Origin of the sequence: Spirabiliibacterium falconis (assembly GCF_014885015.1) — a bacterium.
GTDB lineage: Bacteria > Pseudomonadota > Gammaproteobacteria > Enterobacterales > Pasteurellaceae > Spirabiliibacterium > Spirabiliibacterium falconis.
Window position 1 is genome coordinate 55,424 of sequence record NZ_JABMIJ010000004.1, and the last position, 20,745, is coordinate 76,168.

At 43.3% G+C, this 20,745-nt stretch carries 19 protein-coding genes; 3 read left to right on the top strand and 16 right to left on the bottom strand.

Features of this window, described 5'->3' with window-relative positions; all coding sequences use genetic code 11:
- Positions 1-185 precede the first annotated feature (185 nt).
- From HPC40_RS01260 to HPC40_RS01290, 7 genes are all read right to left on the bottom strand, one after another.
- On the bottom strand, positions 186-1,445 hold the full coding sequence (locus HPC40_RS01260; protein ID WP_208117668.1) for a cytosine deaminase: 1,260 nt from the start codon (positions 1,443-1,445) through the stop codon (positions 186-188).
- Positions 1,446-1,454: 9 nt separating this feature from the next.
- Positions 1,455-2,675: a cytosine permease gene (gene codB / locus HPC40_RS01265; protein WP_208117669.1), complete on the bottom strand. Its 1,221-nt coding sequence runs from the start codon at positions 2,673-2,675 to the stop codon at positions 1,455-1,457.
- Between the two features lie 116 nt (positions 2,676-2,791).
- A complete protein-coding gene (locus tag HPC40_RS01270) occupies positions 2,792-3,943 on the bottom strand; it encodes a chorismate mutase (protein WP_208117670.1) in 1,152 nt (383 codons plus the stop codon).
- Positions 3,944-4,006: 63 nt separating this feature from the next.
- Positions 4,007-4,291, bottom strand: coding sequence for a type II toxin-antitoxin system RelE family toxin (locus HPC40_RS01275; RefSeq protein WP_208117671.1), 285 nt, complete (start codon positions 4,289-4,291; stop codon positions 4,007-4,009).
- On the bottom strand, positions 4,288-4,542 hold the full coding sequence (locus HPC40_RS01280; protein WP_208117672.1) for a type II toxin-antitoxin system Phd/YefM family antitoxin: 255 nt from the start codon (positions 4,540-4,542) through the stop codon (positions 4,288-4,290). Before HPC40_RS01280 ends, HPC40_RS01275 begins: the two co-directional genes overlap by 4 nt.
- A 112-nt stretch (positions 4,543-4,654) precedes the next feature.
- Positions 4,655-5,662: a porin gene (locus HPC40_RS01285; RefSeq protein WP_208117673.1), complete on the bottom strand. Its 1,008-nt coding sequence runs from the start codon at positions 5,660-5,662 to the stop codon at positions 4,655-4,657.
- 341 nt (positions 5,663-6,003) lie between these two features.
- The gene (locus tag HPC40_RS01290) at positions 6,004-6,987 is read right to left on the bottom strand and encodes a porin (protein WP_208117674.1); all 984 of its coding nucleotides are present in this window, start codon (positions 6,985-6,987) and stop codon (positions 6,004-6,006) included.
- A gap of 483 nt (positions 6,988-7,470) precedes the next feature.
- Here HPC40_RS01290 and priC point away from each other — a divergent pair, with 483 nt between their 5' ends.
- Positions 7,471-8,010 (top strand): primosomal replication protein PriC, encoded by a 540-nt coding sequence (gene priC, locus HPC40_RS01295; RefSeq protein ID WP_208117675.1) that lies wholly within the window; start codon positions 7,471-7,473, stop codon positions 8,008-8,010.
- A gap of 14 nt (positions 8,011-8,024) precedes the next feature.
- On the opposite strand, the gene HPC40_RS01300 is transcribed toward priC, so the two are convergent.
- The gene (locus HPC40_RS01300) at positions 8,025-8,375 is read right to left on the bottom strand and encodes a YegP family protein (RefSeq protein WP_208117676.1); all 351 of its coding nucleotides are present in this window, start codon (positions 8,373-8,375) and stop codon (positions 8,025-8,027) included.
- Positions 8,376-8,563: 188 nt separating this feature from the next.
- On the opposite strand from HPC40_RS01300, the gene ycaO reads away from it, so the two are divergent.
- Positions 8,564-10,318 carry a 30S ribosomal protein S12 methylthiotransferase accessory factor YcaO gene (ycaO, locus tag HPC40_RS01305; protein ID WP_208117677.1) on the top strand — a complete coding sequence of 585 codons (1,755 nt, stop codon included), beginning with the start codon at positions 8,564-8,566 and terminating at the stop codon, positions 10,316-10,318.
- Between the two features lie 17 nt (positions 10,319-10,335).
- On the opposite strand, the gene HPC40_RS01310 is transcribed toward ycaO, so the two are convergent.
- The 6 genes from HPC40_RS01310 to HPC40_RS01335 all read right to left on the bottom strand — a co-directional run bounded on the left by HPC40_RS01310 (position 10,336) and on the right by HPC40_RS01335 (position 16,812).
- On the bottom strand, positions 10,336-10,773 hold the full coding sequence (locus HPC40_RS01310) for a YcgN family cysteine cluster protein (RefSeq protein ID WP_235972262.1): 438 nt from the start codon (positions 10,771-10,773) through the stop codon (positions 10,336-10,338).
- Positions 10,774-10,807: 34 nt separating this feature from the next.
- Positions 10,808-12,487, bottom strand: coding sequence for a glutamine--tRNA ligase (gene glnS / locus HPC40_RS01315; protein ID WP_208117679.1), 1,680 nt, complete (start codon positions 12,485-12,487; stop codon positions 10,808-10,810).
- Between the two features lie 215 nt (positions 12,488-12,702).
- Complete coding sequence (gene cspD / locus HPC40_RS01320) at positions 12,703-12,912, bottom strand: cold shock domain-containing protein CspD (protein ID WP_208117680.1); 210 nt, start codon at positions 12,910-12,912, stop codon at positions 12,703-12,705.
- Between the two features lie 284 nt (positions 12,913-13,196).
- Entirely contained in the window at positions 13,197-15,797 is a 2,601-nt protein-coding gene (gene topA / locus HPC40_RS01325) for a type I DNA topoisomerase (protein ID WP_208117681.1), read from the bottom strand.
- A 123-nt stretch (positions 15,798-15,920) separates the two neighbouring features.
- Positions 15,921-16,547 (bottom strand): riboflavin synthase subunit alpha, encoded by a 627-nt coding sequence (locus HPC40_RS01330; RefSeq protein ID WP_208117682.1) that lies wholly within the window; start codon positions 16,545-16,547, stop codon positions 15,921-15,923.
- A 31-nt stretch (positions 16,548-16,578) separates the two neighbouring features.
- The gene (locus tag HPC40_RS01335) at positions 16,579-16,812 is read right to left on the bottom strand and encodes a hypothetical protein (protein WP_208117683.1); all 234 of its coding nucleotides are present in this window, start codon (positions 16,810-16,812) and stop codon (positions 16,579-16,581) included.
- 259 nt (positions 16,813-17,071) lie between these two features.
- Between HPC40_RS01335 and HPC40_RS01340 the strand changes: the two genes are divergently transcribed.
- Positions 17,072-18,472 carry an MATE family efflux transporter gene (locus HPC40_RS01340; protein ID WP_208117684.1) on the top strand — a complete coding sequence of 467 codons (1,401 nt, stop codon included), beginning with the start codon at positions 17,072-17,074 and terminating at the stop codon, positions 18,470-18,472.
- 44 nt (positions 18,473-18,516) lie between these two features.
- Here the strand turns inward: HPC40_RS01340 and fdx are convergent, their stop codons facing one another.
- Together fdx and hscA are read right to left on the bottom strand one after the other, a co-directional pair.
- On the bottom strand, positions 18,517-18,855 hold the full coding sequence (fdx, locus tag HPC40_RS01345; RefSeq protein ID WP_208117685.1) for an ISC system 2Fe-2S type ferredoxin: 339 nt from the start codon (positions 18,853-18,855) through the stop codon (positions 18,517-18,519).
- Between the two features lie 8 nt (positions 18,856-18,863).
- Entirely contained in the window at positions 18,864-20,723 is a 1,860-nt protein-coding gene (gene hscA, locus HPC40_RS01350) for a Fe-S protein assembly chaperone HscA (protein WP_208117686.1), read from the bottom strand.
- Between the last annotated feature and the right edge of the window lie 22 nt (positions 20,724-20,745).

Sequence of the window (20,745 nt, forward strand, 5' to 3'; positions counted from 1 at the left end):
GGGTTCTCCTTCAATAATTACACATAGGGTTGTAGATAATACAAATCTCATCATTAGGTTATAAGAGATTTGTTTATTACCCTATGACGATTGTCATATTGTGTAAGTGAGAAGGATCACATTTTCAGGAAAAAATCACAATTTGATTACAAAAAAGTAAAGTGCGGTCTAACCGCACTTTAGGATTAGATAAAATCTATACGCTGTGTATTATCGAGGAAGATCGTTGTTTGGGCAGGTTCAGTCTGTGCAATGATGTTGCCATGACGAATAGAAGACCGTGTTGGCACTTGTCGACGGAGTGCATCAAATCCATTTTCTGCAGGCAGCAGTACAAAATTTGCACTATTTCCCTCCACAATGCCATAATCGCTCAAATGCAGTGCTTTCGCACTATTTTCTGTTACCAACGCAAGGCTGTCATTAAGCTGTTGATACCCCATCAGTTGGCAAACATGCAATCCCATATGTAACACTTGCAACATGTTGGCGGTACCCAACGGATACCACGGATCGAACACATCATCATGCCCAAAACAGACATTAATACCTGCCTTGAGCATCTCTTTTACACGGGTTACGCCACGGCGTTTCGGATAAGTATCAAACCGCCCTTGTAAATGAATATTAACCAATGGATTCGCCACAAAATGGATGTTGGAGAGTTTCAATAAACGAAATAAACGGGACGAATAGGCGTTATTATAAGAGTGCATTGCGGTTGTATGGCTTGCCGTAACCCGCTCACCCATCTCATATTTCAAGGCAAGTGCGGCAACGGTTTCAACAAAACGTGATTGCTCATCATCAATTTCATCGCAGTGAATATCCATCAACGCATTAAAACGCCGTGCTATATCAAACGCGATGTGCATCGACTCCACCCCATACTCTCGGGTAAATTCAAAGTGCGGTATGCCACCAACAACATCAGCCCCCATTTCCATGGCTTTTTCTAATAATTGCACCCCATTTGGGTAAGACAAAATGCCCTCTTGTGGAAATGCCACAATTTGCAGATCAACCCAAGGAGAAACCTCCTTTTTGACGTCCAGCATAGCTGAAAGTGCGGTCAAGGTCGGATCAGACACATCCACATGCGTGCGAACATACTGAATGCCATTTGCAATTTGCCATTTTAGCGTTTTCCACGCGCGGGTTTTCACATCATCCACACTCAACAATGCCTTACGCTCAGCCCAACGCTCAATCCCTTCAAACAATGTGCCTGATTGATTCCATTTTGGCTGCCCTGCCGTTTGCGTTGCATCTAAATGAATGTGTGGCTCAACGAAAGGCGGATAAGCAATCAGGCCTGTACCATCAAGCTGATCCTGTTCTGCTTGGTGCTGAGCTGTTGGAAGAATATGAGCAAATTTGCCCTGTTTGATGATAATGTCCCAATGCCCTTCACGCCCTGCAATACGCACATTTTTAACTAACATATCCCCTCCTTAGGCAAACTGCTTACGCAAAATCGGATTTAACACTAAATACGCAATAGCACCACTCATCACAGCATTAAGGGGCACAATACCGGGTAAAAAATGACCACACAGCACCCCAACGCCCACTGCAATAATTGCTGCCCAGTTAATATTGACAAAATGTGCTTGCTCAAACTTCGTATACGCGTTGCGGCGAGTGAGATAGTCGGCAATTAAAATCCCGCCTATCGGTGGAATGGCGGCAGACAAAAAGGTTAGCCAGCCAACAAAATTATTGTAAAGCCACAATGCACACAGTGTGCCCACAATGCCGTTGAGCACTGACAAAATGCGGCTGCTCACGCCTGTGATATTGGCAAAGCCCAGCCCTGACGCATAAAGCGCATTATCGTTGGTCGTCCAGATATTCAGCCCTAACACAATAATGGCAGGTAACAATAACCCCTGTGCGACCATCACATCAGAAATATCTGCTACCCCTTTCACCGCCGCCCCTGCTGCACCGAAAATAAACATCAATGAATTGCCTAAGAAAAACGCAATCATCGTGATCAATACCGCATATTTTGCCCGCTTGCCAAAACGCACAAAATCAGCCGTCAATGTGCCCGCACTGATGAATGACCCCACCACTAACGTGATCGCCATTGGCAAGCTCATGGTTTCTTTCGGCGTAATCTGTTCCAGCACGCTCAAGCCGCCAGCATCCGTTATGGCAAGATAAACCGAATAGCTCCCTAAAATGGCAATCGCAGGCACTGCGACAAGAGAAAGTGCGGTCAGTGCGGAGATGCCGAAAAAGACCGTAATCGTCATCAGTCCACCTGAGAGCAAAATCAGCGTATTCACATCGATGCCCGTAAATTTATTCACTGGAATAGCAAACATCGCCACGCCCACGCCAAACCAACCCACTTGCGTGCCACCCAACAACGCTGAAGGCAGCCACGAACCACGCACTCCAAACGAATAACGGGCTAACATATGTGTTGTTAAGCCCGTTTTCGCACCAATGTAACCAAGAAAGGAGGTATAGATCCCCAACATCAAATTTCCCAGCAACACGGCGATAAAAAAATCATCAAAGGATAACGATGTGCCAAGCGTGCCGCCCGTCCACATACTTGCCGAAAAAAATGTCAGCCCCAACATCACAAAGGTTAATGCCACCACGCCTTTACGCTCAGACTGTGGCACAACTTGCAAACTGTAATTATCCATCGCCATAATTGCTTCCTCAATTCAAATTTGAGTAAATTATAGGCGTAATACGCACAAAAAGAAACCGATCAAAATCAAAATTGTGTTTTAAATTAAAAAGTGCGGTCTAACCGCACTTTTCGTTAGGCAGGAATAACGAGATCGCTAGGATAGCACCCCAACACTTTCAGGTATTGGCTTACCTCCTCCAGTTCACGCAAGGCTTGCTGTGTTGTGTCATCATTGATATTGGCGATAATTTCAAGGTAGAACATTTCTTCCCACGGTTTGCCATAAATCGGACGCGATGCTAATTTGGTCATTTGAATATGATGTTTTTTGAACACCAGCAACGCATCCACTAACGCCCCAGCTTTTTGCGTGGTGCTCATCAGCAATAAGGTTTTGCTTTGCACTTGTGGCGAAACCTTAACCGCATGTTTAGCAATAATAATAAACCGAGTGATGTTATTGGGCTGATTAGCAATGTGATCGTGCAAAACATGCAGACCATACAATTTGCCCCCTTCCGCATTGCCCAGTGCGGCAATATTCGGCTTGTTAAGCTGTGCCACAAGTTGCATCGCATGCGAGCTGCTCTCACAATAATGCACGTTCACATTCTCTAACCCGTGAATAAACTGACTACATTGCGTAATCACCTGTGGGTGGCTATACAACGTATCAATTTGTGAAAGTGCGGTCGGTTGGCTAACCAGCACACAGTGCTTGATCGGATAAGTCAGTTCGCCCACAATCGCCAAATCGGTATGCTGCAACAAATCATAAACATCGTTAATAACACCCGACGTTGTATTTTCCAGCGGCAGCACGCCAAACTCTGCCTCGCCATGCTGGACTTTATCGAAAATCTCGCTGAAGCTGTTGCAACTCAGTTCGGTGAGTTGCTTTTGCACGCGTTTGGCATAACGGCGAGCGGCAAGGTTAGAATAAGATCCTCGCATCCCTAAAAATGCCACCTTAACCGCACTTTGCGCTGCCGCATTCAATTTATTTTGCAAATAGGCTTGCTGAGTCAGCACAGAATCTTCAATCACACGTTGGAACATGGCGATAATGTAATCACTGTCCAACCCTAAATTGTGGGCGGTGGCGTATTCCACTAATTCTTTGAGTAATGCCTGCTCACGATTAATATCACGCAGCGGTTTTTTCGTTTCTTCTTTGCTTTTGACCACATCAAATGCCAAATGGTGTCGCTGGCTTAACAGCGTTAATAACTGGCGATCAATCTCGGTGATGTGTTCACGAATTTCAGATAATGGCTTCGTCATAATACTCCTCACTTTCACGCCATTGTAGCAAGGATTACGGCATTTGTGATGGAAAATTTACCCTCACAACCGCACTTTGGCATTTCGATAAACAAGATTACGCTCACGCTTGCCCACCGCAATAACTTTAACAACAATACGCTCGTCAATTACCTGATAAACCAAACGAAAGCCCGCTGAACGCAGCTTAATTTTGTAGCAGTCTTTCAACCCATGCAGTTTAGCACTAGGTACTCTTGGATTTTCAGCTCGCTCACGCAACTTTGATACAAATTGCTTTCGAATGCTCAGATCTAACTGTCGAAATTCCTTTTCCGCAGAGGGAATGAACTCAATCGTGTAACTCATTTGAGTAAATCATCCAAATCAACCGGGTAACTTTCCTCGCCTGCGCGGGCTTGCACGAGTTTGGCCAGTTCGGCATCTTCAGCCAGCTCCAGCAAGTAGGCGTACGTTTGCGGAGAAAGGCAATAAAACGCAGGTTCATTGTGGTTCAAAATTGCCAGTGGCTGCCCTTTAGCGGCTTTGATCACCGCCATTGGGTTGTTTTTGAACTCGGTGATACTGGCAACCGTATCCGTTAAAATGATATTCGGCATAAAATCCCCCCTTTATTTTGGGTTAATTTTAGCCTGATAAACCGCACTTTGGCAATCGTTAGGCATAAAAAAAGCCAGCGTGAAGCTGGCTTTTTGTTGTGCATTGCGTTTATTAGAAGTATACGCGTAAACCTGCACCGTATTTGTTTTCGTAGTCTTTTTTGCTTTCTGCGTCATTCCATTTTTGCGCACGAGCAAATTCAACAAATGTTACAACATTTTTGTGAAGTTTGTAATCAACGCCTGCAACATAGCTGTTAAGTGCAGATTCGTCAGTTGTTTTTTCACGCATCCATTGTCCATATAAAGTTGAAGTGTCTGCGATAGTGTATTTACCACCAACTAAAAGGTAAGTAGTTTTAGTATTATCGCCTTTCAATTTACTTTGACCATAGTTAGCTGCCAATGCTGCAGGTCCAAATTCAAATTCAGCTGCTGCACGCCAGTTGATTTGAGTATCGCCAGCATTATTTTTATCTTGACCATAACCAGCCGCTAAGTTCATGTTCACACCTTCAGTGAATGGGGTGGTGTAAAATACTGCTGCACCATAGCCATTTTTACGGGCTTTATTGTACACGTTTTCAAGACCTTGAGGTGCATCTTTAAGTGCTGTACCGAAAAGGTAATCTAAACCAAAGCTAAAACCATTAAAATCTGCTGAACGGAATTTGATAGATTTTCTTGATTCGGTTGTTAAGTTGTTGTTTCCACCCCAAACATAAGAGTATTCACCTAATTCAACATCATCACCGTTGGTTAATTGACGACCAAAGCTTAATGCACCAACACCCTCTTGTTTAAGACCTGCATACAAACGTTTAGTGACAGGGTTACCGAAAGTGCTCTCATCTTCATTGTCTAGCAATTTGTGTTCGCCAAAACGAATTTCTACATTACCAAACGCACTTAGACCATTGCCTAAGTCTTGTTGTGCATTGAATTTTAAACGTGAGCCATTATTTTTAAGATCACCACGTTGGTCACCATCACGAGCCAATAACACACGAAGTGAACCTTTTACTTCAACTTTAGAACCATCGTTGTCATAAACAACGGCTGCGTTTGCAGAGGTTGCAGCCACTGCTGCTACTGCTAAAGCTACTAATGTTTTTTTCATAATAGTCTGCCTTTTTACTTAAGTTAAGGTTTTGTTTATTTACGATGCTAGTGCATAAATAAACTATTAATGTGAACTTTTTGCCAAGCAAAATGTCCAACGGTTATAAATTCGAGTTCATACTGACAGAAAGGCAATGCAGTGTCAAGCCTTGTGCTGATTTTGTCGCATTTTTAAATTGATATAAATCAATAGATTACAAAAAACAATTATTCATTCGCGTAATTTTTAGCAACTTTTTGCTCGATTTTGTGAACTAAATCGCTTTTTTGTAACACACCAAAACCGCACTTTAAGATGAAAAGGCTGGTTGCCCAGCCTTGTGGTGAGATTTGATTATATTAGAAAATATAACGGAAACCTGTGAAGTATTTGTTTTGGTACGCTGACCCTTCTTTTTTGGTATCTCTATCACGTGCAAATTCGAGGTAAGTACCAAAGTTTTTGTTGAGCCAGTGATCAACGCCTACCACATAACCATTAGATTTTTCTTCACGTTTTTCTAATTTTAATTGGGCAAACACGCTGGTCATATCGGTGATGTTATATTTCGCTGCGAGAAAATGACGAGTTTCTTTTTTCTCAACAACGCCGTTATTTTTCGCGCGAATTTCACCATAGTTATACGCTAACGCTACAGGGCCTTGCACTAATTCAGCCGCTGCACGCCACGCTTTTTTGTAATCCGCATTTTCAAAACGGTCATGTGTTAAACCCGCACGCACACGCAATTTTGTCGCTTCTGCTAATTGACCATCATAGTATGCTGCCACGCCGTAGCCGTTTTTCAATACATGCCCTTCAGCGTTTTTATCCGCTGTGCCGAAAATGTAGTCAGCCCCAACACGGAAACCTGAGAATGCCGCACTGCGGAAATGAACACCTTTTTTCGCAGAATCGGTTAAGGTGTTACGACCACTTGAGCTACTTAATTGATAGTCGCCCAGCATAATTGCATCACCGTTGGTTGGTAAACGCCCAAAATATAAGCGAGCGATGTCTTTTTGCTCAAAACCCGCATAAAGTTGATCCGTGGTTGGGTTGCCGAAAGTTGAGCCTGATGTGTCTTTGTCATCTTTGCCATTGAAAGTTAAGCGGTATTTACCCACAGCAGAGAAACCATTGCCTAAATCTTGGTTTGCCATCACTTCTAAACGGTTACCACGGTCATAAAGATCGGTACGAGAATTGCCGATGCGTTGTAATTGCATACGGAATTGACCATTCACTTGCACTTTCGTTCCGTCTTGGTCATAAACCACAGCAGCATTGGCACTGGTAGCCGCCATCGCAGCAACAGCTAGAGCAACGAGTGTTTTTTTCATAATGTCTATCCTTTTACGTTAGGTTAATACTCAAATAATAGAAAATACACTAGTACACAAAGGGCGAAAAATAAACTTAAAATGGCAGTTCATTTTTCTCCGTTGGGCAAAATATGACAGCTTGCAAAAAGGCTGTTAAGGGTTCGCAGGATGGCTATTTTAGATGTTTCATTAATGTTAAATTGTTATTTTTCAACTAGTTACCAAGATTAGCTATTCAGTCCACCCTAAAAGTGCGGTATGCTTGACAAATGGCACGTATAACGAATTTGTTTCAATGACTTTCGTTTTTTATTATCTTATTGAAAATAAATTAATTCCCCCTATGCTGAGGGCTTTCATTTTGTGGGCGAAATGCTTGCGTTATTTTTCTGTGACGCAGATCGAATTTCTGAAAAAAACACCCTATTTGACCGCACTTTTCTGTTTTTTGCCTATCATTTTAATTGTGCTACACTGGGTCTATACCATTAAGAGAGATTTATGAGCGAGACACTTTCACGCAAACTGCAACAATTAGCGCAGGCAATTACCCATTTCGATGCACAGGCTACACGCCCACTGCCAGCGTTTTTCAGCCCTGTCCTGTTTCCTGACGATCCGCAAACGGTCGGCGAGGCACAGCACTATATGGCGCAAACCTTGGCGGCACTCAAACACGCCCACGATGCACAGGCGGCGCAATTTTATGCTGAGAAATTGGCAGGGCAATATCACGCCTTGACTGCCGCCCTAAAAACGGCTTCCACGCCCAGCTCACCCACAACGCCAGCACAACGTGATAACGATTATCAACAGTTGCCGCCGCGTGAGCGATTGGCGTTGTACTATGGTTTTCTCGCCCGCTTAAAAACGATGCTTGAAACGCAACACAATGCCCAATTAAGCGATAAAAGTGCGGTTTTGGCACGCCAAATTGAACACACACAAACGCGCATTGCACGCTGTCAGGCGGCGATCGATCATTTAGAGGACTATTTGGCGTTTGTTAAACGCAGGGAAGAAAAGAAAAGTGCGGTATGACCGCACTTTATCCATTAGGCTTTTTGATCTTGGGTTTTGTCTTTCACCACTGTAGTGGCTGCATTACGCATCACAGAGGCAATGCCTTTTTTCGCCACAGCTTGGCTGCTGTAATATTGGCTGCGTCCAATTTCTTGATGATTTTTGGCTTTCAGCACAAAATAAGGTTTGTTATTTTTCGCCATTCGCACTTCATAAAGCGATTCCGTTGCGCCATTTTTCTGCACTGAGGCAATGCCATTTTCCGCCGCCGCACGTGTTTTGTACATTTCGCTGGTTAGAATCACTTGGCTGTTTGCCGCTTTTAAATTAAAAAGAAATTGACCATTTTTTGCCAATTTCAGTTCATACCACCCTTGTGCCATAAAAGTCTCCTTTGCTGTGTTGTTATTGCCCAAATCACCTTTGGTTTCTTTCAAGAATAGTTTTTTTTGGAAAATTTTCAATCATTTTTTGTACACCGTGTGTAAAAAGTGTGCGGCGAGCCACAAATTTGGGTTGCCTGTTTGCGGTTTCTTGCCTATTATTCGCCTTTTGCACGCAGGAATACGCCATGACCGATACCCATATTCTTGGCAAAGATGCCAGCCTTGAGCAAAGCATTGCTCGCTTTACTGAAAAATTAACCGCACTTGGCATTGAGTTGGACTATTTGCATCAGCTTAACCCTGTGCCGAATGTCTATTCGGTGCATATTCGCGACAAGCACTGCCCTTTATGTTTTACGAACGGCAAGGGTGCAAGCGAAAAAGCCGCTCTTGCCTCTGCACTGGGAGAGTATTTTGAGCGACTTTCCAGTAACTATTTTTTTGCCGATTTTTATCTCGGGCAAACCATTGCCAACGGCGAGTTTGTGCATTATCCCAATGAAAAATGGTTTGCCATTGAACACGACGCAATGCCACAAGGCTTGATGGACGATACACTGTGGCACTATTTTGACTGCGATGGGGAACTTAGTCCCTATGATTTAGTAGATCTGCAATCGGGTAATGCCGATCGTGGTATTGTCGCACTGCCTTATGTGCGTCAGCGTGATCATCAAACGGTCTATATTCCGCAAAGTATTATCGCTAACCTTTATGTATCCAATGGGATGTCGGCAGGCAACAGTGAAAACGAAGCACGTGTGCAGGCGTTGTCGGAGATATTTGAGCGTTTCGTGAAAAATAAAATCATCAGCGAACGCATTTCCCTGCCTGAAATTCCAAGTGCGGTGTTAGCACGCTACCCGCACATTCAACAAGCCATTGCTAAATTAGAACGTGAGGGCTTCCCAATTTATGCGTTTGATGCGTCTCTCGGTGGGCAGTTTCCTGTGATTTGTGTGGTGCTATTAAATCCTAACAATGGCACCTGTTTTGCATCTTTCGGTGCGCATCCTAATTTTGCAGTTGCATTGGAGCGTACAGTTACCGAATTGCTACAAGGGCGTAGTCTAAACGATTTAGATGTGTTTTCACCGCCATCATTCGCCGATGATGATGTTGCTGATCACGCTAATTTGGAAACGCACTTTATTGATTCCAGCGGATTAATTTCGTGGGATTTATTCAAAAATGTGAGCGATTTTGAGTTTGTGGATTGGGATTTTTCAGGTACGACTGCACAAGAGTTTACTAACTTAATGGCGATTTTCACCGCACTTGAGCATGATGTATATATTATGGATTACACCCACCTTGGTGTGTATGCTTGCCGTATCATTGTGCCTGGTATGTCGGATATTTACCCTGTTGATGATTTGCTTTATGCCAATAATAATATGGGGATGATGTGGCGTGTGCCAATACTGGCTCTGCCCCATTTCGATCAACCACCGCACTTTTATCAACAGATGCTCAATACCCTTGATGAACAAGGCATTGATGACTTCACCCGTGTGCGTGAATTTTTAGGCATTGCCGTCGAAAAAAGCAGCGCATGGTATACCTTACGCATTGGGGAATTAAAAGCGATGCTTGCCCTCGCTGCGCGCGATTTAGACACCGCACTTGACTGGGCGCAATGGACGCTTGAAAGCAGTGAATCGGTGCTTAGCACTGAACGCATTCGTTATTACCGTTGCTTAGTGCAATCGCTGGAACTTTTCTTAGATAATACTCGAAACCCTGAACACTATCACGGCGTGTTTACCGCACTTTTTACAAGCGATATTGTCAACGCCTGTTGGGGTGCCATTAAGGGAGATAATCCCTTTTATGGCTTAACAGCCAGTGATGAAAATTTGCGGGAATTCGCTCCGCATCAGGCTTTGTTGGCGGTTTATGATAAATTGCAGCGTGCCAAAGTGCAAAGTGCGGTCTAATCTAACGTGCGGTGCAATTAATACACATTTTGTACCGCAATCACATAATGAGACCAATCTCGCACATTACGGGCGTGTACGCCATTTTGAATGGCGATGCCTGCCCGTTTTACACTCTCTTTCGATCCTGAAATTAAGGGATGCCAAGCGAATAAGGGCTTGCCTTCTGCACGCAAGCGATAGGCACACGTTTCAGGCAACCAGGCAAATTCAGCTAAATTTTCACGCGTGAGTTTGGTGCACTCAGGCTCAAGGGTAAAGCGATCAGAATAGTTGCTGCATTGACAGGTGCGAAGATCAAGCTGATCGCAGGCAATACGGGTGAAATAGAGCTTTTCGTGAATGCCGTAGCCGTCGATCATTTTATGAAAGCAACACAAACCGCAGCCATCACACAACTGTTCCCATTCTTGTTCGCTTAATTGCGTTAGCGTTTTCTTTTCCCAAAATGACATAAGCATCTAAAGTGCGGTCGCACCGCACTTATTCTTAAAAACCCGCACTCTCTTTTAGGCTAACCGTCAGGTTAAAAACCAACGCCTGTGCACGAGAATCTTTGCTATCGGCACAGAAATAGCCTTCACGCTCAAATTGATACGCCTGCTCGGGTTTCGCATTCGCTAAACTCTTTTCCACTACGCCGTGGGCAATACGCAACGAATCAGGATTTAACACAGATTCTAAATCCTCCGCAGCACTTGGATTTGGCACGGTAAACAGACGGTCATATAAGCGAAATTCTGCTGGGCAATGGGTATTTGCGTCCACCCAATGGATAACGCCTTTAACCTTGCGACCATCGCTTGGATTTTTACCTAGTGTATCGGGATCGTAGTGACAGAAAATGGTGGTGATATTGCCTTCGGCATCTTTTTCCACCCGTTCTGCTTTGATTACATATGCATTACGCAACCGCACTTCTTTACCTAATACAAGGCGTTTATACTTTTTATTGGCTTCTTCACGGAAATCCGCTCGATCAATAAAAATCTCACGACTAAATGGCAATTCACGCTCGCCAAGCTCTGGTCGGTTTGGATGATTTGGAGCAATCAAACGTTCCGCTTCTCCATGAAAGTTTTCAATGACCACTTTCACAGGATCGATCACGGCCATCGCACGTGGGGCATTGACATTCAAATCATCGCGAATACAAGACTCAAGTGCGCTTAGCTCAACAACATTATCTTGTTTAGTTACGCCAATGCGTTGACAAAATTCTCTAAGCGACGCTGGCGTATAGCCTCGACGACGCAAGCCTGAAATGGTTGGCATTCGTGGGTCATTCCAGCCATCCACGATGCCATTTTGCACTAAATATAACAATTTTCGCTTCGAGGTCAGTGTACCCTCAAGGTTTAAGCGTGAAAACTCATACTGATGTGGCAATGGGCGCTCAATGGAAATATGCTCCAACACCCAATCATATAAACGGCGATTATCTTGAAATTCAAGGGTACATAATGAGTGAGAAATACGCTCAATAGCATCGGAAATACAGTGGGTGAAATCATACATCGGGTAAATGCACCATTTATCCCCTGTTTGATGATGGCTGGCAAATTTAATGCGATAAAGCACGGGATCACGCATCACCATAAACGGGCTTGCCATATCAATTTTCGCACGCAAACACGCCTTACCTTCTGCAAACTCGCCACGACGCATTTTTTCAAATAATGCAAGATTTTCTTCCACGCTACGATCGCGATATGGGCTATTTTTACCAGGTTCTGTGAGCGTGCCACGATATTGGCGAATCTCATCGGGTGAAAGCTCGTCCACATACGCCAAGCCTTTTTCAATTAACTCTATTGCATAGCGATACAATTGATCGAAATAATCGGAGGCATAGCGTACATCACCTGCCCAACGAAAACCAAGCCATTCGACATCTTGTTTGATGGAATCAACATATTCCACATCTTCTTTCACTGGATTGGTATCATCAAAACGCAAATTACATAGTCCTTGATAGTCCTGCGCAATCCCAAAATTTAAACAAATCGATTTAGCATGCCCAATATGGAGGTAGCCGTTTGGCTCAGGTGGAAAACGCGTGTGCACCTTTTTAACATTGCCTTGTGCTAAATCGTCATCAATAATATGACGAATAAAGTTACTCGGGCGGTTCGTATTTTCCGCAATCTCTTCGTGATGTTCGCTCATAACAATCCTTGAAACTTAAATTTTTGTTAAGGATCGCATTTTACACATTTTTAAGCAAGAACAAAACTCACATACGAGGAGAACATTAAGCAATATACAAGATTAGATGATGACAATCAGCACAAATTACAGCACGGTATAATAGAATAGGTGGGAAAAAGAAGAAATAATGGCTATGAAAACACATAGCCATATGTAGTGTAGTAGGTTACCGATTAACTGTTAATTGGGACAATTTTAGTAGCATGCGAACCTTTATCGCCATGAATGGCTTCAAACTCTACTTTTTGCCCAGCTTTTAAAGAACGGTATCCCTCCATTTCGATAACAGAATAGTGTACAAAAATATCTTCATCTCGACCTTCTTCTGCAATAAAACCGAATCCTTTCGCATTATTAAACCATTTCACTGTTCCGATTGGCATAATTGACCTCTCTATTTGAAAAATATATTAACAGAACCAAAATTTATTGGTTAATGCAAGGATTGTCCTAGTCTGTGCTATTTAATGAACGTACCTTTATGAGTATTTTCGATTAAAAAGTGTAAATCTACAATTACAAGATGAACAAAATAAGAAGCGGATCACAAAATAAATACTATTTTGTTACATTTCACCGCACTTTAACATTAAAATCAAAAAAGTGAGTGATAATATATTGATCTAAAAACACAAAGTGCGGTTAAAACCGCACTTTTTATGATGAGTTATTTTCTGGTTACCCATTTACCATCAAGATAATCTACGATCCATTTTGTCGCCTTGCCTGCTTTTTCTGAGGTGACATATTGGCGTTTTTCTTTACGACTATAACGCACTAATGCTTTATTTCCATCAGGATCTTTTTCTGGCGCAGTGGTCAAGTAGTGGAATTTCTCAGGTAATCGCGCTTTAAAACGCACCAATTCTTCAATATAAGGGGCTCGTGTCTCGCGCGATTTTGGAAAATTATGTGCCGATAAGAAAATCCCACTTGCGCCATCACGCAGCACAAAATAGGCATCGGATTTCTCACATTTCAGTTCAGGAAATGGCACAGGATCTTCTTTTGGCGGCGCAACTTCCCCATTTTTCAAAATCTTACGTGTATTTGAGCACTGGGTACAGCCCATATACTTGCCAAACCGCCCTAGTTTTAAGTGCATATCACCACCGCACTTATCGCACTCCACCACGGGTCCATCATATCCTTTGATTTTGTATTCGCCTTCTTCAATCAGATAGCCATCACAATTTGGGTTATTACCACAGATATGCAATTTGCGATGCGCATCAATTAAATAGCTATCCATTGCAGTATGGCATTTCGGGCAACGCTTACGTTTGCGTAGCGCATCCGTTTCCGAGTTATCATCTAAAACATTGAGCAATTCCGCCTCAGGAATTAAATTAATGGTGGTTTTACACCGCTCTTTCGGTGGCAACGCATATCCTGTGCAGCCTAAAAATACCCCCGTACTCGCTGTGCGAATCGCCATATTACGCCCACACGTTGGACACTGAATATCCGTTTCAACCAAATTATTCGGCTGCATGCCCCCTTCAAGTTCATCAAGTTCAGCGGTGGTTAATTGTTCAGAAAAATCAGTAAAAAATTGATTAAGCTGGGCTTTCCAATCAGCATTACCACTGGCAATTTGGTCGAGTGTATCTTCCATATTTGCCGTGAAATCATAATTCATTAAATCACCAAATGATTGATTGAGGCGATCGGTAACAATTTCCCCCATTTTTTCGGCATAAAAACGGCGGTTTTCCACACGCACATAACCCCGATCTTGGATTGTCGAAATGATTGCTGCATAAGTTGAAGGGCGACCAATCCCACGCTTTTCAAGTTCTTTCACCAATGCAGCTTCAGTATAACGTGCTGGCGGTTTCGTGAAATGTTGTTCAGGATGCAAGACATCTAGCTGCAAATGTTCCCCAGCACTCACCTCAGGTAACACTTGATCTTCCGCACTTTTGCCCAGCGGTAGCACGCTTGTCCAACCATCAAAACGCATAATTCGCCCTTTGGTTTTTAAAGTATAATCGCCCGCATTAACGGATAATGTAGTGGAATCATACTGTGCTGGTGGCATTTGGCAGGCTAAAAATTGTCGCCAAATTAAATCATACAAACGCACCGCATCTTTATCGACACCACTGACCGCACTTGCGGTAACATTCACATCTGATGGACGAATCGCTTCATGCGCTTCTTGTGCGTTTTCTTTGCTAGAATAAAAATTCGGTTTCGTCGGCAAATAGTCATCACCAAATTGCGTGCTGATATAGCTGCGCGCCATATTCAACGCATCTTGGCTTAGGTTGGTCGAGTCAGTACGCATATACGTAATATAGCCCGATTCATATAAGCGTTGCGCTAGCATCATGGTTTTTTTCACACCAAAGCCCAAGCGTGTGCTAGCCGCCTGTTGTAAGGTTGAGGTGATAAATGGCGGTTTTGCTCGCGATTGGGTCGGCTTGGTTTCAATGCTTTCTACCACAAAAACCGCACTTTCCAAGGCGTTGACCGCACTTTGTGCTTGTTTTTCGTTTTCTGGTGCGAATTTTTTCCCGTTAACATGAGTAACATCAAGCCGAATCGCTTGTTGCTTATGCGTGAGTGTATCTGCTTGAATGGTCCAAAACTCTTGCGGATCAAATGATTTAATTTCTCGTTCACGCTCTACCAAGAGCTTCACAGCAACGGATTGTACACGCCCTGCTGAAAGCCCGCGCGCAACTTTTTTCCACAATAATGGGGAGACCATATACCCAACTACGCGATCTAAAAAGCGTCGCGTTTGTTGGGCATTGACACGATCCATATTCAATTTTTCAGGCTGAGCAAACGCATTTTGAATCGCATTTTTTGTGATTTCATTAAACACTACACGGCTAAAGCGGCTATCATCCCCGCCAATCAGCTCTTTTAAATGCCACGCAATGGCTTCCCCTTCTCTATCCAAATCGGTTGCAAGATAGATGTGATCCGCCTTTTTAGCCGCCGATTTTAATTCCGATACGACTTTTTCTTTGCCTGGCAGCACCTGATAATTGGCTTTCCAGCCATGATAGGGGTCAACCCCCATACGTTTAACCAAGGCTTCCTGATCGCGCTCACATTTGATTTTGGCTTTTTCAGCTGCACTCATGCCTTTGGTAGAAATGGCTTTACGCTTCTCTCCGCTGCTTGATCCCACCGTGGGCAGATCACGCACATGCCCTACGCTGGATTTAACCACATAATCCTTGCCCAAATATTTATTAATTGTTTTAGCTTTGGCAGGTGACTCCACAATCACTAATGATTTGCTCATTTTTATTCCATTTACGTTGTTCTACCTACCTTTGGTTGTAGGCGTTAAAATTGCACAGACAATATCAACTATTATTTCGTTTGACAATAGTTAGCGTCACAATTTATGACATTGCGGCGTGGTTTATGCCCTCTCAGGCAATTTTTGAGCCAAATAACGTTCAACTGTGTCAATAATGGCTTGTGTTTGGCTGTCGATTTCAATATTCACCTTATCCCCTACCCTTTTTTGTGCAATGATGGTGCGTGTTAATGTTTCAGGAATAAAGCTGATAGTAAAAGTGCGGTCATGATAATCCACATCAACGATGGTTAAACTTGCACCATCGATTGCAATAAATCCTTTTGGCAATACATACTTAATCGCTTCATTATCAAGATGAAACCGCACTTTATAATAATTATGATGCTGTTCTATGTGGTTGATTATTGCAGTGCAGTAAATATGCCCTGACAGCAGATGCCCGCCAATTTCATCTCCCATTTTCATCGCTCGCTCAATATTGATTTTGTCCCCTTCCTTAAGCTCCCCCAAATTCGTAATATTGAGTGTTTCTTGCATTAAATCAAAACTGACAAGATTGCCATTAATGTTGGTCACGGTTAAGCACACGCCGTTATGAGCAACCGATGCACCTATCGTTAAGCCGTCTACTAAATCATGGGGCATCTCTATGAGATGGGTTTGGAAATTCTGCTGACGCAAAATGGTGTGTACGCATGCTTTACCTTGCACAATGCCTGTGAACATACTCTGCCTTATTAGTGTAAATCGCTCATCATTACGCTTTGTTTTGCACCTTGTACCACTTACGATACTGTTCATATTGTTCGCGCAACATATCGATCCACTCTTCTAAGGTTAAATTTTGAAAGCGAGCATTAGGATATTCATTAAAAAATTTAAAGCGTTGCTCAGCCTCTTTTCTAATTAAATTTTTAAATTCTTCTTCATTCATTGGTCCAAGTGCGGCTGCCATACTGCTTTCATAACGTGTTTGTTTATCTTGTGACATAATTAAATAGCTCCATAATATGAAATATCGTTTTAATTTTATAAAATTTTTATGTTCAGTGTTATCATTTTTTGCTATTTTGCAAGTTATATCACAAAAATTAGCCGACTTTTTCTGAAATTATGCTGGAAATACAAGAGAAAATAGTGTGATCGCTTGATTAATAAAAGGTATCTGTGTAAATTGAAAGCGATTAATTCAACATCTACGTTATTTCATATCGGAGCTATGGTGAGAACATAATGCCACCATAAAAGTTATGCTAAAAAAACGCTTATCTAACACCAATATTCGTCACGAAAGCAAACAACTTTTCAAAATCGCAGGTCCCATTTGGATAGCACAGCTTTCGCAAAGCACCATGGGTATGGTTGATACCATCATGGCAGGGCGGGTCAGTGCCAATGATATGGCTGCAATTTCTATCGGTGCCTCAATTTGGCTACCGTTACTCCTTTTCGGACAAGGCTTGCTACTCTCTCTCCCTCCTGTAATTGCGTATTTAAACGGATCAGGACAACGTGGACGCATTGGACATCAAGTGCGGCAAGGTCTATGGATCGCACTGATTGTCAGCATTCCGCTGACATGGCTTATTTTTAATAGCCACCTGCTGCTTAATTTACGAGAAATGGATGAGAGCTTACGCACAATTGCTGATCACTACTTACAAGCGATTTCTGTTGGCGTGGTTGCCTATTTGGTCATGATCAATTTTCGTGGCTTAAATGATGGAATGGCGAAAACAAAACCGGCGATGGTAATCGGTTTTATTGGGCTTCTTTTAAATGTAATTCTGAACTATATTCTCATTTATGGCAAACTTGGACTGCCCGCATTTGGGGCTGTTGGCTGTGGCATTGCAACGGCATGTGTGAATTGGTTAATGATGCTAATGCTCATTGTATATTGCATTAAAGCTAGCCACTTGCGCAAACTTGCACTGTTCCCACGACTGATTGAACGACCTAACTGGGCGACACTACGCAAATTACTCAATCTCGGCGTGCCAATTGCGTTAACATTATGTGCTGAAGTCAGCCTCTTTGCGGTAGTTGGATTATTACTTGCACCGCTTGGTGCGAATGTCGTTGCCAGCCATCAAATCACGCTAAATACGAGTTCTTTTTTCTATATGATGCCATTGTCTATCTCTATGGCAACGACCATTTTAGTTGGACAACGTTTAGGTGAACAAAACCTTGATGGGGCAAAGCTGGTCAGTTATCTGGCTATCGCCCTTGGTCTATTAGTCGCCTCCCTCACTGCCATTATCACCTTTGCTTTCCGAACACAAATTGCACAAATATTCGTGCATAATCAGCAGGTTATTGAAATGGCCTCATTCTTATTATTGTTTGCAGCGGCTTATCAATTACCTGACTCAGTGCAAGCAATTGCAGGCGGTGCATTACGCGCCTATAAAGACACTAAAGCAGTGCTTATTATCTCACTTTTCAGCTATTGGGTTGTGGGAATGCCTGTAGGGTATATCAGTGCATTAACCGACTGGGGATTTCCACCGCTCGGGGCAGAAGGCTTCTGGATTGGATTTGTGCTATGCTTAACATTAGCTGCCGTGTTATTACTGATCAGAATGCGCAATCTTCAGCGAATTCCTACACAAGATTTACTGGCTCATTTAGAACGAATTAAATAAAAAAGTGCGGTCAAAAACCGCACTTTGCCTATTTACACAAAACATCAATGCTCTTCACGCGCATGGTTAACCGTGTAACGAGGAATATCAATGACTAAATCGTCATCTCCTACAATCGCTTGGCAACTTAAACGACTATCCATTTCCAAGCCCCATGCTTTATCAAGCATATCTTCTTCTAAATCCGATGCATCATTTAAGGAATCAAATCCCTCACGCACCACCACATGACATGTGGTGCAAGCACACGATTTTTCACACGCATGCTCAATCTCAATGCCCGCATTTAAGGCAACATCTAAAATGCTTTCTCCTTTCTGTGCTTCAACTACCATACCATCTGGACAAAGTGTTTCATTTGGGAGAAAAATTAATTTTGGCATATGTTTTCCTATTCTTGTTCTATATCACTGACTTTTTGCCCTTGGAGTGCTTGGCGAACAGAGTTATCCATCCGTCGAGCGGCAAAGTCTTGCGTTAATTTATCGAGTTGATGAATATGGCGTTTAATCAGCTCTGCATCTTGACCGCGGCACGCATTTTCTAAACTATCAATAGCCTTTATAATCGCACTATGCTCAGTCTCAGATAGCAAAGTGCGGTCTTGCTTGATTGCCTCACGCACACTTTCAATGACCCTAGCACCTTCCACGCGCTGCTCATTTAAACGGCGTGCATCACGATCATCAGCCGCGTGCTCAATAGAGTCATGAATCATCACACGAATTTGCTCTTCATCAAGCCCATAAGACGGTTTAACCTGCACGGAAGCTTGAACTTGGGTTGATTTTTCCATCGCCGTGACATTCAAAAGCCCATCTGCATCAATTTGGAACGTTACCCGAATATGTGCAGCTCCTGCCACCATCGGTGGAATGCCACGCAACGTAAAGCGTGCTAATGAACGGCAATCTTGCACCATTTCACGCTCACCTTGTAACACATGGATTGACATTGCCGTTTGCCCATCTTTAAAGGTGGTAAACTCTTGTGCTCGTGCGGTTGGAATCGTCGTGTTGCGTGGCACAATTTTTTCCACCATTCCGCCCATAATTTCAATCCCAAGAGAAAGCGGGGTAACATCCAGCAACAACATATCGCTATCCGCTTTATTACCCACTAAAATATCAGCTTGAATTGCCGCCCCTAATGCAACGACTTTATCGGGATCAAGGCTTACCAACGGAGGGCGTTTAAAAAATGAACCGACTTCGCTACGTACATACGGGATACGTGTTGACCCGCCTACCATCACAACTTGTAACACCTCATCAACACTCACGCCCGCATCTTTCAACGCTCGTCGGCATGCCATAATAGAGCGTTTGACCAACGGTGCAATTAACGCATTAAATTGTGCACGGGTTAACTCACCAGTCCAGCGACCAAATTCGAGCTGTACACTATCATTATCACTTAATGCAATTTTGGCACGAATCGCACTTTCGATTAACTGGCGACGTTGTGCACTATTTTGTGGCTCTTGACCTGCACATTGCACAATCCAATCAGCAATTAAATGATCAAAGTCATCGCCACCCAGTGCAGTATCACCGCCCGTCGCTAACACCTCAAACACACCTTTGGAGAGGCGTAAAATAGAAATATCAAATGTGCCACCGCCAAGATCATACACGGCAATGATCCCTTCCTGCCCTGAATCTAAGCCATAGGCCACTGCCGCTGCTGTGGGTTCATTGAGTAATCGCAAGACATTCAACCCTGCGATGCGTGCTGCATCTTTGGTTGCTTGACGCTGTGCATCATCAAAATACGCTGGCACCGTGATAACCACCCCCGCCAACTCACCACCTAAGCGTGCTTGTGCTAAGCTATTGACTCGCTTTAAAATGTCGGCAGAAATCTGGATAGGGCTTAAATTGCCAAGTGCGGTTTGAATAAGCGGCAAGCCATTATCACTCGCCGTCAATTTATAAGGTAAATTCGGATAACGAGTGTGAATATCAGCTAAGCTTCGTCCAATTAATCGCTTGACTGAGATGATGGTCTGGCTTGCCTCATCAACAGCATTTGCCAGTGCAGCACGCCCAACACTAATCTGACCATTATCCGCATAGTGCACCACAGATGGGATCAATGCCACATCATCTTCATCGGCTAGAATCTCACTTTGTCCATTGCGTAACGTCGCAACTAACGTATTTGTTGTGCCAAGATCAATTCCCACCGCAAGACGATGTTGGTGGGGAGCCGCACTTTGCCCGGGTTCTGCAATTTGCAATAATGCCATTGTTTATTTCACTCAAATAATA

Excerpts from the sequence above, each read along its gene's own strand:
- HPC40_RS01260 (WP_208117668.1), bottom strand. The coding sequence starts at position 1,445 with ATGTTAGTTAAAAATGTGCGTATTGCAGGGCGTGAAGGGCATTGGGAC.
- codB (WP_208117669.1), bottom strand. The coding sequence starts at position 2,675 with ATGGCGATGGATAATTACAGTTTGCAAGTTGTGCCACAGTCTGAGCGT.
- HPC40_RS01270 (WP_208117670.1), bottom strand. The coding sequence starts at position 3,943 with ATGACGAAGCCATTATCTGAAATTCGTGAACACATCACCGAGATTGAT.
- HPC40_RS01275 (WP_208117671.1), bottom strand. The coding sequence starts at position 4,291 with ATGAGTTACACGATTGAGTTCATTCCCTCTGCGGAAAAGGAATTTCGA.
- HPC40_RS01280 (WP_208117672.1), bottom strand. The coding sequence starts at position 4,542 with ATGCCGAATATCATTTTAACGGATACGGTTGCCAGTATCACCGAGTTC.
- HPC40_RS01285 (WP_208117673.1), bottom strand. The coding sequence starts at position 5,662 with ATGAAAAAAACATTAGTAGCTTTAGCAGTAGCAGCAGTGGCTGCAACC.
- HPC40_RS01290 (WP_208117674.1), bottom strand. The coding sequence starts at position 6,987 with ATGAAAAAAACACTCGTTGCTCTAGCTGTTGCTGCGATGGCGGCTACC.
- priC (WP_208117675.1), top strand. The coding sequence starts at position 7,471 with ATGAGCGAGACACTTTCACGCAAACTGCAACAATTAGCGCAGGCAATT.
- HPC40_RS01300 (WP_208117676.1), bottom strand. The coding sequence starts at position 8,375 with ATGGCACAAGGGTGGTATGAACTGAAATTGGCAAAAAATGGTCAATTT.
- ycaO (WP_208117677.1), top strand. The coding sequence starts at position 8,564 with ATGACCGATACCCATATTCTTGGCAAAGATGCCAGCCTTGAGCAAAGC.
- HPC40_RS01310 (WP_235972262.1), bottom strand. The coding sequence starts at position 10,773 with ATGTCATTTTGGGAAAAGAAAACGCTAACGCAATTAAGCGAACAAGAA.
- glnS (WP_208117679.1), bottom strand. The coding sequence starts at position 12,487 with ATGAGCGAACATCACGAAGAGATTGCGGAAAATACGAACCGCCCGAGT.
- cspD (WP_208117680.1), bottom strand. The coding sequence starts at position 12,912 with ATGCCAATCGGAACAGTGAAATGGTTTAATAATGCGAAAGGATTCGGT.
- topA (WP_208117681.1), bottom strand. The coding sequence starts at position 15,797 with ATGAGCAAATCATTAGTGATTGTGGAGTCACCTGCCAAAGCTAAAACA.
- HPC40_RS01330 (WP_208117682.1), bottom strand. The coding sequence starts at position 16,547 with ATGTTCACAGGCATTGTGCAAGGTAAAGCATGCGTACACACCATTTTG.
- HPC40_RS01335 (WP_208117683.1), bottom strand. The coding sequence starts at position 16,812 with ATGTCACAAGATAAACAAACACGTTATGAAAGCAGTATGGCAGCCGCA.
- HPC40_RS01340 (WP_208117684.1), top strand. The coding sequence starts at position 17,072 with ATGCTAAAAAAACGCTTATCTAACACCAATATTCGTCACGAAAGCAAA.
- fdx (WP_208117685.1), bottom strand. The coding sequence starts at position 18,855 with ATGCCAAAATTAATTTTTCTCCCAAATGAAACACTTTGTCCAGATGGT.
- hscA (WP_208117686.1), bottom strand. The coding sequence starts at position 20,723 with ATGGCATTATTGCAAATTGCAGAACCCGGGCAAAGTGCGGCTCCCCAC.